General features: G+C 66.2%; 14 protein-coding genes. 7 read left to right on the top strand and 7 right to left on the bottom strand.

Annotated elements, in window-relative coordinates:
* Positions 1–27: 27 nt before the first annotated feature.
* The 7 genes from NFU04_RS01070 to gorA all read right to left on the bottom strand — a co-directional run bounded on the left by NFU04_RS01070 (position 28) and on the right by gorA (position 7,977).
* Entirely contained in the window at positions 28–1,038 is a 1,011-nt protein-coding gene (locus tag NFU04_RS01070; RefSeq protein ID WP_285835099.1) for an alpha-L-glutamate ligase-like protein, read from the bottom strand.
* Positions 1,039–1,040: 2 nt separating this feature from the next.
* Positions 1,041–2,546 (bottom strand): inactive transglutaminase family protein, encoded by a 1,506-nt coding sequence (locus NFU04_RS01065; protein ID WP_251307692.1) that lies wholly within the window; start codon positions 2,544–2,546, stop codon positions 1,041–1,043.
* Between the two features lie 85 nt (positions 2,547–2,631).
* Entirely contained in the window at positions 2,632–3,486 is an 855-nt protein-coding gene (locus NFU04_RS01060; protein WP_251307691.1) for an ATP-dependent zinc protease family protein, read from the bottom strand.
* 450 nt (positions 3,487–3,936) lie between these two features.
* The gene (locus NFU04_RS01055; protein WP_251307690.1) at positions 3,937–4,350 is read right to left on the bottom strand and encodes an ectoine synthase; all 414 of its coding nucleotides are present in this window, start codon (positions 4,348–4,350) and stop codon (positions 3,937–3,939) included.
* 75 nt (positions 4,351–4,425) lie between these two features.
* Positions 4,426–5,688 (bottom strand): diaminobutyrate--2-oxoglutarate transaminase, encoded by a 1,263-nt coding sequence (gene ectB, locus NFU04_RS01050; RefSeq protein ID WP_251307689.1) that lies wholly within the window; start codon positions 5,686–5,688, stop codon positions 4,426–4,428.
* 80 nt (positions 5,689–5,768) lie between these two features.
* Entirely contained in the window at positions 5,769–6,347 is a 579-nt protein-coding gene (gene ectA, locus NFU04_RS01045) for a diaminobutyrate acetyltransferase (protein ID WP_251307688.1), read from the bottom strand.
* Between the two features lie 268 nt (positions 6,348–6,615).
* Positions 6,616–7,977 carry a glutathione-disulfide reductase gene (gorA, locus tag NFU04_RS01040; RefSeq protein ID WP_251307687.1) on the bottom strand — a complete coding sequence of 454 codons (1,362 nt, stop codon included), beginning with the start codon at positions 7,975–7,977 and terminating at the stop codon, positions 6,616–6,618.
* Between the two features lie 210 nt (positions 7,978–8,187).
* Here gorA and can point away from each other — a divergent pair, with 210 nt between their 5' ends.
* From can to NFU04_RS01005, 7 genes are all read left to right on the top strand, one after another.
* Positions 8,188–8,835 carry a carbonate dehydratase gene (gene can / locus NFU04_RS01035; RefSeq protein ID WP_251307686.1) on the top strand — a complete coding sequence of 216 codons (648 nt, stop codon included), beginning with the start codon at positions 8,188–8,190 and terminating at the stop codon, positions 8,833–8,835.
* A 165-nt stretch (positions 8,836–9,000) separates the two neighbouring features.
* Entirely contained in the window at positions 9,001–10,572 is a 1,572-nt protein-coding gene (locus NFU04_RS01030) for an ABC transporter substrate-binding protein (RefSeq protein ID WP_251307685.1), read from the top strand.
* An 89-nt stretch (positions 10,573–10,661) separates the two neighbouring features.
* On the top strand, positions 10,662–11,711 hold the full coding sequence (locus tag NFU04_RS01025; protein ID WP_251307684.1) for an ABC transporter permease: 1,050 nt from the start codon (positions 10,662–10,664) through the stop codon (positions 11,709–11,711).
* Complete coding sequence (locus NFU04_RS01020; protein ID WP_251307683.1) at positions 11,708–12,664, top strand: ABC transporter permease; 957 nt, start codon at positions 11,708–11,710, stop codon at positions 12,662–12,664. The genes NFU04_RS01025 and NFU04_RS01020 overlap by 4 nt, the downstream gene beginning before the upstream one ends.
* 12 nt (positions 12,665–12,676) lie before the next feature.
* On the top strand, positions 12,677–13,699 hold the full coding sequence (locus NFU04_RS01015) for an ABC transporter ATP-binding protein (RefSeq protein WP_251307682.1): 1,023 nt from the start codon (positions 12,677–12,679) through the stop codon (positions 13,697–13,699).
* A complete protein-coding gene (locus tag NFU04_RS01010) occupies positions 13,696–14,781 on the top strand; it encodes an ABC transporter ATP-binding protein (RefSeq protein ID WP_251307681.1) in 1,086 nt (361 codons plus the stop codon). The genes NFU04_RS01015 and NFU04_RS01010 overlap by 4 nt, the downstream gene beginning before the upstream one ends.
* A 102-nt stretch (positions 14,782–14,883) precedes the next feature.
* A complete protein-coding gene (locus NFU04_RS01005; protein WP_251307680.1) occupies positions 14,884–15,825 on the top strand; it encodes a LysR family transcriptional regulator in 942 nt (313 codons plus the stop codon).
* Positions 15,826–15,853 lie beyond the last annotated feature (28 nt).

Raw genomic sequence — 15,853 nt, 5'->3', positions numbered from 1 at the left:
GCCGGACCCGCCGGCAGCCGCCGGGGCTCAGGCCGGCACCCCGGATACCGGCAGCTCCGAGGCCCGCGCGAAATGGCGCTGCGCGAAGGCGACCCGATCGGCGACCGGGAGCCCGGCGGGTTGCCGCTCGATCAGATCGAGTCGAGCGCGCAGGCCCTCGCCGTTGGCCATCTGAATCGCCAGGCCGGGACGGGCATTGAGTTCCAGCAACATCGGGCCATGTCGCGCATCGAGCACCATATCGGTGCCCAGGTAGCCCAGGCCGGTCATCTCATAGCACCCCGCGGCCAGGGTCAGCAGGGTGCCCCAGTCGGGAATCCGCAGGCTGGCCAGCTCATGGCCGGTGTCCGGATGGCTGGCCTGGGGACGATCGAACTGCACGCCCCGCAGCGCCGTGCCGGTGGCGATATCCAGGCCCACCCCCACGGCGCCCTGGTGGAGGTTGGCCTTGCCATCGGAGGCGGCCGTCGAGAGGCGCATCATGGCCATCACCGGGTAGCCCTGGAAGACGATCACGCGGATATCCGGCACGCCCTCGTAGGTATATTCGGTCAACGATGGATCGAAGTGGATCAGATCCTCGATCACCGCCACATCCGGCGAGCCGCCCAGGGAGTAGAGCCCGGAGAGGATATTGGAGACATGCCGCTCCAGGTCCTCGCGACTCAGGTGGGCACCACTGGGTTTGACGTAGGCGTCACCATCGCGCCTCTCGATGACCAGGATGCCCTTGCCGCCGCTGCCCTTGGCGGGCTTGATCACGAACCCCTGCCGCTCTTCCACGAGCGCCGCCACCTGCTTGACCCCGAACTGGGTGGTCACGGTGCCGATCAATGCCGGCGTGGTGATGCCATGGCGTTCCGCCAGCAGCTTGGTCTTGAGCTTGTCGTCCACCAGAGGGTAGAGACGCCGCCGATTGTAGCGGCCGATATAGCGGATATTGCGCCGATTCATGCCGATAATGCCCTTGGCATGCAGCTTGCCCGGACGGGTCCAGCCCAGGGCCCAGGCCAGGACGCTCGAAGGGGAGGTCGCCATGCTCAATCCTCCGCCACCGGCTTGAAGCGACGCAGCTCCAGCAACCGATAGCCGGTGTAGTTACCCGCCAGCAGGATCAGCGCCATCAGCACCAGCTGCAGGCCCAGGAAGTTGAAGGTGATATGACGAATCCAGGGATTGTTCATGGCCAGATAGGCCAGCACCGCGGTCAGCAGGCTGCCGCCGCCCTGGATCAGTACCTGCTTGGGACCCTCCTCCTCCCAGAGGATCGACATCCGCTCGATGGTCCAGGCGAGGATGATCATCGGGAAGAAGGTGATGGTCAGGCCGGCGTTGAGGCCGAAACGGTAGGAGAGCACCGAGAAGATGGAGATGATCGCGATGACCGTGATGATCACCGCCGACACCCTCGCCACCAGCAGCAGGTTGAGGTGCGACAGGTAGCTGCGAATCACCAGCCCCACGGAGACCACCAGCAGGAAGCCGATCAGCCCGGTTGACAGGCTGGTCTGGATAAAGGCCAGGGCGATCAGCACCGGCATAAAGGTCCCGGAGGTCTTGATCCCCACCAGGATACGTAGCAGCACCACCACCAGGGCGCCGATGGGAATCAGCAGGATGGTCTGGAAGAGCGCCTGCTCTTCCAGCGGCAGGCTGTGAATGGAGAAGTTGAGCAGGGTATCGTCGGCCAGCTGGCTGCGTACCGCCGAGGCCGCCGGCTGATTATGGGTGAGAATGGAGAAACTGACCCGGGAGTTGCTGCCCCCCTGGACCTCCAGCACCGCTTCCCCGGCGCTCTCCCACAGCAGCAGGTCATCGGGGCGCCCCTGTTCGCCCGTCTCGGGGTGGAACAGCGCCCAGTCGTTGCCGTCGAAGACCTGAATCCACGGCGCCAGGCTCTGGCGGCGGCGCCCATCCTCCAGGCGCAGGCCACTGACTTCCCGGGCGGCGATACCGGCCTGGTTGAGTAGCCGGACCAGCAGGGGAGCGCGGTCGTACTGGGTCAGCAACAGGCGGGTGTTCTCGCTCTGACGATCGCCGCTCATGTCGCGGATCAGCTCCCGGGCGAAGGTAAAGGGCGAAGCGCTGCGGGCCCAGGCGCGCTCGATCACCTGACGGGCGGCGGTATCGTAGGGGCGTTCCCAGAGGATCTGACGGGGCAGGGCGGGCAGGGCCTGCGGCGGTGCCTCGGCGTCCGGGGCCACCAGCATCTGCACCGTGTAATAGAGCTGCTGGGAGCCATTGGCCTCGCGGATGGTCCACTGGGCCCGACGGCCGCCGTTCTCCTCCCGAAACGCCAGGCCATAGCCGGAGGAGGCGGTGTGCTCGGTCAACAGCCGATAGCCCTGCTGATGGCTGGGCAAGGCCATATCGACGATCACCGGCTCGCCATGGGCGGTCAGGTTCACCTGGGCCTCGATTTCCCATACCTGGCGCTGCTCACCGGGGAGCCAGGGTACGTCGAATTGCAGATGGCGATGCAGGCTCAGGCCGATACCGGCCAGCATCAGCACACTTACCAGCAGATAGAAGGGCAGTCGCGACATGGGGGCTTCCTTGATCGAACCGGGCGGCGGGGGCCGGCCCGGAGTAATAGCACTGGCTCGGTCGGCGAGCCGACCCGCGGAGCATTCAGGACTCGCCGTCGTCCAGGTCTAGCGCCTCATCGGCGGCGGCCTCGTCGGCGGGGCGACCACCGGGGAACTCCGGTCGCGGATGGAGGTAGCGCTCGGCCACATCGATTATCGCGATATCCATCATAAAGCGGCGCCCCAGCAGTACCGGGTAGTTGAGGTGGGTGCGATCATTGAGGGTGAACTCCACCGGCTGGCGAATCGGCCCCAGGGTCATCACCAGGCTGACCACCGGACGCGACTCGCTGCCGGCGGCCTGGAGGATACGGACTCGCCGTTCCACCGGGGCTTCGATCCACGCCTCGCGCACGCCATCCACCACCACGTCGTCATCGGTGAGTCCCAGGCGAAAACGCACCCAGTCCTGGCCGTCCCGCTCGAAGGGAGTGATCTCCTGGGCCGAGAGCGAGGAGGTGTTGGCCCCCGAGTCGACCCGCGCGCGCAGATAAGTGCCGACCTCGGGCAGCCCGATCCACTCCGCACGGCCCAGCACCTGCTTGCCCTCCAGTTGGGAGCTGTCGACGCTCTCGCACTGGCGGCCGGACGGCGGTGATGCCTCGTCACGCCGCGCCAGGTCGTCGCGCATCGCGCTCAGGCGATCGCCCAGCTCGCGGATATCCGCCAGCAGGTAGCGACCCAGGCGGGCCTGGCGATCCTGCCAGTCGAGGCGGCTATCGCAACGCGCCACCAGCTGCGTTTCCAGGGCATCCATGCGTGCCTGGAAGGCCGCGGCGCTGACGGGAGGTGGCTCGGGCTCGACGACGGGCTGGCGGACACACCCCGCGAGCAGCAACAGACCGAGTCCGGTCAGCGTCAGGGATGTCAGGCGTCGTGATCGCGGCGAAGAGAACATGGGTGGGCGTGGGTCCTTTGCGGGTCTTACCGTTTCGTCGGTGGCTGCGATGATGGCCAATAAGAGAAGCGCCGCGCGCGGCGGTCCTTGCCAACGCAAGGGCATCCGTCGATGGTTCAGGACACCCGGAAACGGCGACAACATCATGACAGAGCGGCGCAAGCTGTCAATGTGGCGAGGCTTGCGAGAGAGGCTCAACGACCATGTCAGGTGCCGGGCTCCCAGCCTTGATTTAACATAATATACATTATGCGTAGCTGTGTGCCGGGACCCGGCACACCGCCGATCCTTATGGTCACGCCTGCTCGTATGGCTATTGACTGCCCATCGAGATCGACGGGCGCGATAACGATGGATGACGCTTCGAATCTCGACGACTGAACCCAGACGAGCGCGCCCCCGGCCATGGCCGGGGGCGCGTCTTACCTAGCTAATCGATCAGGCACGATCTCAGAGCGGCTGGCTGTCGTCGGCCTCGTCCGCCGGCGCATAGGAGCCATCCTCGCGGTGCACTTCATTGCCACTCAGGCCCGGGGTAAAGACGCAGGCCAGGTGCATGGTCTTGTGGGCGCGCAGCAGGTGCTCATCGTGCTGATCGAGGATATAGATGTCGCCCGGCTTGATCGGCCAGATCTTGCCATCGGCCAGGGTCTCCACCTCGCCTTCCCCTTCGATGCAGTAGACCGCCTCGAAATGGTGCTTGTAGTGGATATGGGTCTCGGTACCCTCGAAGATACGGGTGATATGGAAGGAGCAGTTGCCGCCGTCGTCGGCGAGGCTCAGGCGGGTGCTATCCCAGTTGCCGTTCTCGGCCTTGACCAGGCGGTCGGTCTTGCGGGCCTCTTCCAGGTTACGAACGATCATCGCACTATCCTCATGCTGAAGCGGTGACGGGCGCCCTCTCCGGGCGCCCGGTTAAGTCAGGGTGGGTGACGCGGCTTAGAAGACCGCCTTGACGCTGGCCTCGAGGATATCCAGGGCCTCGAGCAGGTCTTCATCACCGATGGTCAGCGGGCACAGGCACTTCACCGCCTGGCCGTCGTGGCCGCTGGTCTCGATCACCAGGCCGCGCTGGAAGGCCTCGGCGGTGATCTTGTCGGCACGCTCGCCGCTGCCCACGTCCAGGGCGCGCATCAGGCCGCGACCGCGCTCGGAGGCGGTGATGCCTTTCTCGCCCAGATAGTCGGCCAGCTGCTGGAAGCGCTCGGCGACGATGCGCCCCTTGCGCTGGACGTCGCGCTCGAGCTTGTCGTCGCTCCAGTAGGTGCGCAGCGCGGCGGCGGCGGTCACCATGGCCAGGGAGAAGCCCCGGAAGGTGCCGTTGTACTGGCCCGGCTTCCACTTGTCGAGCTCGGGACGCATCAGCACATGGGCGAACGGCAGGCCATAGCCGGACAGCGACTTGGAGTTGGTCACGATATCCGGGGTGATGCCGGCATGTTCGAAGCTGAAGAACTTGCCGGTGCGGCCGCAGCCGGCCTGGATATCGTCGACGATCAGCAGAATCTGGTGCTCGCGGCAGATCTTCTCCAGGCGCTTGAGCCAGTCGAGGCCGGCGGGGTTGATGCCGCCCTCCCCCTGCACCGTCTCGACGATGACCCCGGCGGGCAGGTCCAGGCCGCTGGAGTTGTCGCCCAGCAGCTTCTCGAAGTAGTCGAGGGTATCCACCGCCTCGCCCATGTAGCCGTCGAAGGGCAGGAAGGCGGCGCCCTGGGTGGGGATGCCGCCGGTGGCCTCGCGGAACTTGCGGTTGCCGGTGGTGGCCAGGGCGCCCATGGTCACGCCATGGAAGCCGTTGGTGAAGGAGATGATGTTGTGGCGACCGGTGGCCACCCGGGCCAGGCGAATCGCGGCTTCCACCGCGTTGGTTCCGGTCGGCCCCGGCAGATGCACCTTGTAGTCCAGGCCACGCGGCTTGAGGATCACCTCGTCGAGGGCCTCCAGGTAGTCGCGCTTGGCCTCGGTCCACATGTCCAGGCCGTGGACGATACCGTCGGAGGCCAGGTAATCGAGCAGCGCCTGCTTGATCTTGGGGTTGTTGTGGCCGTAGTTGAGGGTACCGGCACCGGCGAGGAAGTCGATGTACTCCTTGCCGTCTTCCGCGGTCAGGCGAGCGCCCTGGGCCTTGGTGAAGACCACCGGAAAGGAACGGGAATAGGTGCGAACTTCGGATTCCATGCGTTCAAGAATCTGGGTCTGCATTGGATCTCCTAGCGAAACGGGAATCAATAGGGTGAGTGGCGCCGGCCGCAGGGCCGTCGCCAGCGAATCGGGGGTGGGACCTAGATCAGCGCCGGCTGGAAGGGGCCGATACGCACCAGGTTTTCCGGATCGTGCTCGCCGCCGAGCTGATCGGTGGAGAAATACTCGCGGCTGTTCAGGGGCGCCTGCCAGCGATCGGCCAGGCGAGTAAAGAGTCCCCAGGACGCCTCGTTGTCCGGCGTGATGGTGGTCTCCAGGTGGCGCACCTCGGCCTGCTCCTCGCGGCGCATTACCGCCTCGACCAGGCGACGGGCCAGGCCGGTGCCGCGGGCCTTTTCACCCACCGCCACCTGCCACAGGAAATAGGTGTCGGGCGCATTGCTCTTCACGTAGCCGGAGACGAAGCCGACGATCTCGCCCTCCTCGTTGGTGGCTACCGCGCAGGTATCGCGGAACTGGGTCGCCAGCAGCAGGTAGGCGTAGGCGGAGTTGACGTCCAGCGGCGGACACGCCTTGACCAGTTCATAGATGCCCCAGCCGTCGTCCGGATTGGGCTTGCGGATAAACAGCGGTGACTGGGGATTTCCCACCACGGCGTCGGCCACGCTGGGGCGGGCCAGATCGGAGGAGGGGGTGAAGGGATGCGTCGATACGTTCATGGTTATAGTTCGCTGTTGGCGAATTCGCCCACTACGATAACAAGGATTTATGCATAAATCAAAAGGCGCCTTATCATCGTTGGGCGTATCCATAATCCCTGGTTATGTTCACTGAGTGAGGCCACTCATCACCCTGAGTTTAGTCGCGGATACCGCGGCCGTTGGTCCTTTACGCCAGCCGATAACGACGAAGGCCATCCACGCGGGATGGCCTTCAGGGTGCCGACGGCGGATGACGCCGGCATGACGCTGCGGTGACTTACTGTGGCTAGCGGCGGCTGACGCTGCGCAGGGTCACGAACTCCTCGGCGCCGGTGGGGTGAATGCCCACGGTGGCATCGAAGTCGGCCTTGGTCAGGCCGGCCCGCACGGCGATGGCGATCCCCTGGATCACCTCGCCGGCCTCCTCGCCCACCATATGGGCGCCCACCACCACGTCGCTTTGATCATCGACGATCAGCTTCATCAGGCAGCGCTCCTCGCTGCCGGAGAGGGTGTGCTTCATGGGCCGGAAGTCGGTGCGGTAGACGCGGATGGCCCCACAGCGTTCCCGGGCCGCTTCTTCGGAGAGCCCCACGGTACCGATATTGGGGTGGCAGAAGACCGCGGTGGCGATCTTGTCGTAGTCGAGCGGCTTGGGGGTACCCTCGCCGAAATGCGCCTGCACCATCTGCATCGCCTCGGCCAGGGCCACGGGGGTCAGCTCGGGGCCACCGATGATATCGCCCAGGGCCAGCACGGAGGGCACCGAGGTCTCGAAACGCTCGTTGACCCTGAGGGTGCCGTCCTCGTCGAGTTCGACGCCCAGGGCGTCGAGCCCCAGGCCGGCCAGGTTGGGCTTGCGCCCGGTGGCCGCCAGCACCGCATCCACCTCCAGCACCTCGCCGCTGGTGAGCATCACCTTGAGGACCTCGCCCTCCTTGTCGATGCGCTCGATATTGGTCTCGAAGTGGAGGTTGACGCCCTTCTTGGCCATCTCGTCCCGGGTGAACTCACGGACCTCGTTATCGAAGCCGCGCAGGAACAGCTCGCCGCGATAGACCAGGTGAGTATCGCTGCCCAGGCCATTGAAGATGCTGGCGAACTCCACGGCGATATAGCCGCCGCCGAGGACCAGGAAACGCTGGGGAAAGCGTTCCAGATCGAAGACCCGGTTGGAGTCCAGGACGTGCTCCTTGCCGGGAAAGTCCGGCACCCAGGGCCAGCCGCCGGTGGCCACCAGGATCTTCTCGGCACTCAGGACCTCGCCGGCCACCTCGACGCGATGGGCATCCAGCACCTTGGCTCGGCCATTGATCAGGCGCACCCCGGCGCCCTCCAGCAGGCGACCATAGATACCGTTGAGGCGCTTGATCTCTTCGATCTTGTTGTCGCGCAGGGTCGCCCAGTCGAAGCGTGGCGCCTCGGCCAGGCTCCAGCCGAAGCCGGCGCTCTCCTCGAAGGCATCATGATAATGGGCCGCGTAGGAGTAGAGCTTCTTGGGGACGCAACCGACGTTGACGCAGGTGCCCCCCAGGTAGCGATCCTCGGCGACGGCGACGCGTGCACCGGTGGCCGCCGCGGTGCGGGCGGCACGCACGCCGCCGGAGCCGGCGCCGATGACGAAGAGGTCATAATCGAACTGGGACACGAAGTTCTCCTGAAACCTTGGACGAAAGGGATGGCGCGATGATACCACCGGCACCCGGGCTTGACAGGCTCTTGGCCAGATAGGCGATAACTATCAATGTCATAGATCACCACCGATGGACGGCCCACTTTTCTCCTCACCGCGGTAGACTAGAGGCTTCCGGTGGCGCCTCCCCCTGGCGCACCACTCGCCCAGCCACAGAGCGAATGCATGAAAAAAGAGATCAAACGCCTCGTCGAGCGCAATCGCCAATGGGCCGACGGGGTCCGCCGGCAGGATCCCGGCTTCTTCGATCGTCTGGCGCAGCAGCAGAATCCCGATTACCTGTGGATCGGCTGCTCCGATAGCCGGGTCCCGGCCAACCAGATCATCGACCTGCCCCCCGGCGAGGTCTTCGTGCATCGCAACGTGGCCAACCTCCTCCACCACAACGACCTCAACGCCCTCTCGGTCCTGCAGTACGCCGTCGAAGTGCTTCGGGTACGCCATATCATGGTGGTGGGCCACTACGGCTGCGGCGGGGTGCGTGCCGCCGTGGAGGGCGGCGACAACGGCATGGTGGATATCTGGCTGCATTCGGTGCGCGAACTCTATGCCCGGCACCGGAAGGAACTGAGCCACCTCAGCCTGGAGGCGCAGGTGGACCGCATGTGCGAGCTCAATGCCCAGGCCCAGGTCAACAACCTGTGCCGCACCAAGATCGTCCAGCATGCCTGGCAGCGGGGCCAGCCGCTGGCGGTACACGGCTGGGTCTATGGCCTCAAGGATGGCCATGTCACCGACCTGGGCTGCACGGTAGAGCGCCTCGACCAGGTGGACTCCCTCTACCGTATCGAAGGCCTAAACCCGGCAGGCTAAGGTCCCATGGGGCCACCCCGTCCCATGGGACCCGGCCACCGATTCCCCGGGCAATGATGCGGTTGGCGTATAGGCACTGTCATTATTTCGATTGTGCCGATTCCGCGGGGCTCTCTATGGTTAGTGTCGTCACAACACATAACAACCCGTTAGGGATACGACGACATGACTTTCAAGAAGACCCTGCTGGCGTCCGTGATCGGCGCCGCCCTGGCCGCCACCGCCCTCCCCGCCAGCGTCTCCGCCGAGACCCTGCGCATCGGCTATACCGCCGACCCGGAGACCCTGGATATCCATGAGCAGCTCTCCGGCGGCATGCTGCGGCTCTCTCACCTGGCCTTCGACCCCTTGGTGCGCTGGACCCAGGACTTTCAGTTCGAGCCGCGCCTGGCCACTGCCTGGGAGCAGGTCGACGACACCACCGTGCGCCTGAGCCTGCGCGAAGACGTCACCTTCCACTCCGGCAACCCCTTCACCGCCGCGGACGTGGTCTGGACCCTCGAACGGCTCAAGGAGAGCCCCGATTACCGGGCCATCTTCGAGCCCATCGCCGGGGCCGAGGCGATCGACGAGCATACCGTGGAGATCACCACCGACGGTCCCTACCCGCTGCTGCTCAACCTCGCCACCTATATCTTCCCGATGGACAGCCAGTTCTACACCGGCACCACCGAGGATGGCCGCGATCGCGGCGAGATCGTCAAGGCCGGCAACTCCTTCGCCTCGCGCCATATCTCCGGCACCGGTCCCTTTATCGTCACCGAGCGTCGCCAGGGCGTGCGGGTGGAGATGGAGCGCTTCGACGACTACTGGGACGAGGACAGCGAGGGCAATGTCTCGCGTATCGTGCTGACCCCCATCGCCGAGAACGCCGCCCGGGTCTCGGCCCTGCTCTCCGGCGGCGTCGACTTTATCGATGCGGTGCCCCCCAACGACCTGGAGCGGGTCCGCGAGGCCCAGGGCATCGACCTGGTGGAGGTGCCCGGCACGCGGATCATCGGCCTGCAACTCAATCAGGCACGGGTCGAGGCCTTCGCCGATCCTCGGGTGCGTCAGGCGGTGGCCTACGCCATCAACCAGGAGGGCATCGCCGACCGCCTGATGCGCGGCTTCGCCAGCCCCGCGGCGCAGTTCTCGCCCCCCGGCTACTCCGGCCACAATCCCGAGCTGACCCCGCGCTATGATGTGGAACGGGCCCAGGCGCTGATGGCCGAGGCCGGTTACGCCGACGGCTTCAGCATCGACATGATCGCCCCCAACAACCGCTACGTGAACGACGCCCAGATCGCCCAGGCGGTGGCCAATATGCTGGCGCGCATCAATATCGACGTGAACCTGCGCACCATGCCGCTGGCCCAGTACTGGCCCGAGTATGACGAGCGCACCTCCGACATGGCGATGATCGGCTGGCACGCCGACACCGAGGACAGCGCCAACTTCTTCCAGTACCTCTCCGCCTGCATCGACACCGAGACCGGCGCCGGCCAGTACAACTACGGCAGCTACTGCAACGAGGAGATCGATGCCCTGGTGGCCCGCGCCGACCGCGAGACCGATACCCAGGCGCGCAATGCCATGCTCCAGGAGGCCGAGGCCATGCTCCATGAGGACGCCGGCTATATCATGCTGCACTGGCAGAACCTGGCCTATGGCGCCCGCGATGGCGTGGACATTGCCCCGGTGGTCAATGCCCTCGACTTCCCCTACCTGGGCGACCTGGTGATCCAGGGCGAGTGATCCCCCCCGGCCATCGCCCCGATGGCCGGCCCCCTCGCCCGTGATGGGCGAGGGGGTCCTTTAGCCACACCCCAGACAGGCTTACCCCCATGATCGCCTTTCTTACCAAGCGGCTGATGCACGCCCTGCTGGTGATGTTCATCATCAGCGTCATCGCCTTCGCCATCCAGGACAACCTGGGCGATCCCATCCAGCAGATGGTCGGCCAATCGGTCCCCGAGAGCGAGCGTGAGGCGCTCCGCGAGCAGTTCGGCCTCAACGACCCCTTCCATGTGCAGTACCTGCGCTTCGCCGGCAATGCCCTGAGTGGTGACTTCGGCACCTCCTACTTCTACCGGGAGCCGGCCCTGGAGGTGATCGCCCGTCACCTGCCGGCGACCCTCGAGCTGGTCTTCGGCGCCACCCTGCTGATCGTGCTGCTGTCGGTGCCCATCGGCGTCTACAGCGCCATCAAGCCCCGCGCCTGGATCTCGCGTTTCTTTATGGGCGCCTCGATCATCGGCATCTCGATTCCGGTCTTCCTCACCGCCATCCTGCTGATCCAGGTCTTCTCCATCGGCATCACCGTGAGTTTCTTCCCCGAGTCCACCGCCTGGGGCGCCTGGCTCAACGGCCTGCTCTCCACCCACGGCGGCATGCCCTCTTTCGGTCGCGGCCAGGACCTGGTGCCGGTGGTCGGCCACTGGGAGACCAACCTGGCCAGCCTCGGCGGCCTGACGCACCTGGTGCTGCCCTCGGTGGCCCTGGCCTCGATCATGCTGCCGCTGTTTATCCGCCTGATCCGCGCCGAGATGATGGAGGTGCTGCAGTCGGAGTACGTCAAGTTCGCCCGGGCCAAGGGCATCGGCGTGCGGCGCATCTATTTCGTGCATGCCCTGAAGAACACCATGCTGCCGGTGATCACCGTCGGCGGGGTGCAGATCGGCACCATGGTGGCCTATACCATCCTCACCGAGACGGTCTTCCAGTGGCCCGGCATGGGCCTGATGTTCCTGGACGCCATCAACCGCGCCGATATCCCGCTGATCGTCGCCTACCTGATGATCGTCGGCGTCATCTTCGTGGTCACCAACACCCTGGTGGACCTGATCTACGGCCTGGTGAACCCCACCGTCAAACTGACAGGCAAGCCCGCATGAGTACGACCTCCTCCTCCCCGGCGGCGACCCCGGCCGGGGGCCGCTGGCAGCGGCTGCGCGACTCCTATCTGTGGTACAGCTTCAAGCGCGACCGCGGCGCCCAGTTGTGCCTGGCGACCCTGCTCGCCCTGGTCGGCATGGCGCTGCTGGCCCCCTGGCTGGCCCCCACCGACCCCTACGACCTGGCGCAGATCGATATCCTCGCCTCGGAGCTGCCGCCCTTCTGGATCGACGGCAGTGACCCCGCCTACACCCTGGGCACCGACGCCCAGGGGCGCGACCTCTGGTCGATCATCCTCTACGGCACCCGGGTGTCGCTGCTGATCGGCTTCGGCGCGGTGCTGCTCCAGGCCCTGCTGGGGGTGGTCTTCGGCCTGCTGGCCGGCTACCTGGGCGGCCGCGTGGATGCCCTGCTGATGCGCCTGGCGGATATCCAGCTCTCCTTCTCCACCCTGATGGTGGCCATCGTGGTGGGGGCCGTGGTCAAGGCCACCCTGGGCGGCGGCTTCTACAGCGACTACGCCATCCTGATGCTGATCCTGATCATCGGCCTGGCCGAATGGCCCCAGTACGCCCGCACGGTACGCGCCTCGGTGCTAGCCGAGAAGCGCAAGGAGTATGTGGATGCCGCCAAGGTGATGGGCCTGAAGTCGCGGCGCATCATGTTCCGCCATGTGCTGCCCAACACCCTGTCGCCGATCTTCGTCATCTCCACGGTGCAGATCGCCAACGCCATCATCTCCGAGGCGGCACTATCCTTTCTGGGACTGGGCATGCCGGAGACCCACCCGTCGCTGGGCTCGCTGATCAAGGCCGGCTTCGACTACCTGCAGTCCGGGGCCTGGTGGATCACCCTGATTCCCGGCGCCTTCCTGGTGGTGCTGGTGCTGTCGATCAACCTGCTCGGCGACTGGCTGCGCGACGTCATGAACCCGCGTCTCTACAAGGGCTAAGGAGCACCTCTTATGGCACTTCTCGAAGTTCGCGACCTGGATGTGCGCTTCGCCCTGCGCCAGGGCGAGGTGCGTGCCCTGCGCAATATCAATTTCACCCTGGATCGCGGCGAACGCCTCGGCCTGGTGGGCGAATCCGGCGCCGGCAAGTCGGTGGCCGCCTTCAGCCTGCTCAACCTGATCGCCAAGCCCGGCTATATCGCCGGCGGCAGCATCCGCTTCGACGGCCAGGAACTGATCGGCCTCGGCGAGCGGCAGCTGCGGCGCATCCGCGGCAACCGTGTGTCGATGATCTTCCAGGACCCGATGATGACCCTCAATCCGGTGCTGACCATCGGCGAGCAGATGGTCGAGTGCCTCAAGGCGCATCGCCGCATCGGCTCCCGGGAGGCCCGGGCCATCGCCCTGCACAAGCTCCAGCAGGTGCAGATCCCCTCCCCGGAAACGCGCCTCGATCAGTACCCCCACGAGCTCTCCGGGGGCATGCGTCAACGGGTGATCATCGCCATCGCCCTGCTGCTGGACCCGGACATCATCATCGCCGACGAGCCCACCACGGCGCTGGACGTGACCATCCAGGCGGAGATCATGACCCTGCTGCTGGAGCTGTGCGAGAAGCACAACGTCGGCCTGATCCTGATCACCCACGACCTGGGGGTGGTCAGCCAGGTGACCCAGCGCATGCTGGTGATGTACGCGGGACGGGTGATCGAGGCCGGGCCGACCCGGGAGATCATCAACGACCCCCAGCACCCCTACACCCAGGGGCTGATGAACGCCCTGCCACAGATGGCCACCCCGGGCAGCCACCTCAATCAGATCCGTGGCAGCATGCCGCCGCTGACCCAGTTGCCCTCGGGGTGCGCCTTCCATCCCCGTTGCGACTTCGTGACCCGCGCCGATGGCGAGGAGCGCCCCGCCTGCTCCCGCCAGGTGCCCGACTTCGTGGCCTCCGGCAACTGCCGGGTGGCCTGCCATATGGTGGCGGAGATGCTGGCCCGGGAAGCCACCGCCACCGAGGAGGATCGCCCATGACCGCCCAGGCCCTGCCCCACACCGAGACGCCTACCGAGCCCCGACGCCAGCCGGCACCTCCGTCGGCCCAGGAGAATGCCCCGCTGCTGGAGATCCGCGACCTGCGCAAGCGCTTCGATCTCTCCGGCGACTTCCTCGAGCAGCTACGCTTCAAGGGCGGTCGCCTGGTGCGCCATCAGGAGTTCGTGCATGCCATCAACGGCGTGGACCTGAGCATCCGGCGCGGCGAGGCGCTCTGCGTGGTCGGCGAATCCGGCTGCGGCAAGTCCACGGTGGCGCGCACCGTGATGGGGCTGCTCTCGCCCAGTGCCGGGGAGATCCACTACGACGGGACGCGGATCGATGATCTCTCGCCCAAGGCGCTGCTGCCCTATCGCAAGCGCATGCAGATGATCTTCCAGAACTCCTATGCCTCGCTGAATCCGCGCATGACGATTCAGCAGACCCTGGAGGAGCCGATCCGCCTGCACCATCCCGACTGGGGGCGGGAGCGGGTGACCGCCAAGGTGGACGAGGTGATGGCCTCGGTGGGTATCGACCCGGAATGGGGCGCGCGCTTCGGTCACGAGTTCTCCGGCGGTCAACGCCAACGCATCGCCATCGCCCGGGCCCTGGCGGTCGACCCGGAATTTATCGTCGCCGACGAGCCGATCTCGGCGCTGGACGTGTCCATTCAGGCCCAGGTGCTCAACCTGCTGATGGATGCCCAGCAGGAGCGCCACCTCACCTACCTGTTCATCACCCATGACCTGGCGGTGGTGGAGCACTTCGGCACCCGCGTCGCGGTGATGTACCTGGGCACCGTCTGCGAGGTGGCAGCGACCCGGACCCTGTTCGCCACGCCCCGCCACCCCTATACCCAGGCGCTGCTCTCGGCGATTCCGCGCCTGGAGGACGACCGCCCCCAGCCGATTCGCCTGACCGGCGAGGTGCCGACCCCGGTGAACCTGCCCACCGGCTGCGTCTTCCATGGGCGCTGCCCCCATGCCGACGCCCGCTGCCGCCGGGAGGTGCCGAGGCTGAGGGCCCAGGCCGATGGCAGCCAGGTGGCCTGCCATGGCGTCGAGGAGGGACGCCTGTAGGGACGCTTGTAGGGACGACTGTAGAGAAACGACCGCCCAGATGGCAGAATTCACTGCCATATGGAACAAATCCAATAATAGTTTCGGCAAACCCTATAGATCATGGAAATTCGTTGGCTGGAAGACTTTATCGCCCTGGCCCGCACCCGGCACTTCTCCCGGGCGGCGGAGGCGCGCAATGTGACCCAGCCCACCTTTTCGCGACGCATCAAGCTGCTGGAAGAGGAGATGGGCACCACCCTGGTCAACCGCCAGACCCTGCCCCTCTCCCTGACCCCGGCCGGCGAGGAGTTCCTGAGCCTCTGCGACGAGGTCACCCGGCGGGTGCAGGGCACCCGGGAACGGCTGTCGCGGCTCGCCGAAGCCCAGGCCAACCGCCTGCGCCTGGCGGCGCCCCAGAGCCTGCTCTCCCACTTCCTGCCGGAATGGCTGGCGGCCCACCATGAGGAGCCGCCCCTGGAGCCCTATCTGCGCGCCACCGGTTGGCTGATCGATGACTACTTTCAGGCCCTCGACCGGGGCGAGTGCGACCTGGTGCTCTGCTACTGGCCCCAAGAGGCGCTGCCGCCGGGGCTCCCCGAGGTCGAGGGCGACTATCGACGGGTCGGCGAGGAGCGCCTGCTTCCCCTCTCGGTGCCGGATGCCGATGGACGTCCGCGCTTCTCCCTGGGCAGCGGCCCCCGGGAGAGCCTGCCCCTGATCGGCTTTCATCCCCGGGGATTGATGCATGGCGCCATCCAGGCACACCTCTCGCGCCTCGGCGAGACCCCGGCCTTCCGGGTCCTCAACGAGAGCATCCAGAGTCACAACGTTCGCGAGCTGATCGGCCTCGGCTATGGCCTCGGCTGGCTGCCGGCGCGGCTGGCCGCCCCGGCCCTGGCCCGGGGCGAGTTGGTCGCCTCCGGCGATGCCCGCTGGCAGGTCCCCCTGGAGATCCGCCTCTATCGCCATCCCGGCGTCGCCTCCGCCGCCCTGGAACACTTCTGGCAGGCCCTGCCCGAGCCACTGGCCACCCCCACCGCCCCCATCATGGAGACCCGATGATGCCGCCTCTCGCCCATGCCCAGCGTCA

The sequence above is a fragment of the Halomonas sp. NCCP-2165 genome (assembly GCF_023708045.1).
Taxonomy (GTDB): Bacteria; Pseudomonadota; Gammaproteobacteria; order Pseudomonadales; family Halomonadaceae; genus Bisbaumannia; species Bisbaumannia pacifica.
The sequence above is the reverse complement of the archived record's forward strand: the minus strand, read 5'-3'. Positions and strand labels throughout refer to the sequence as shown.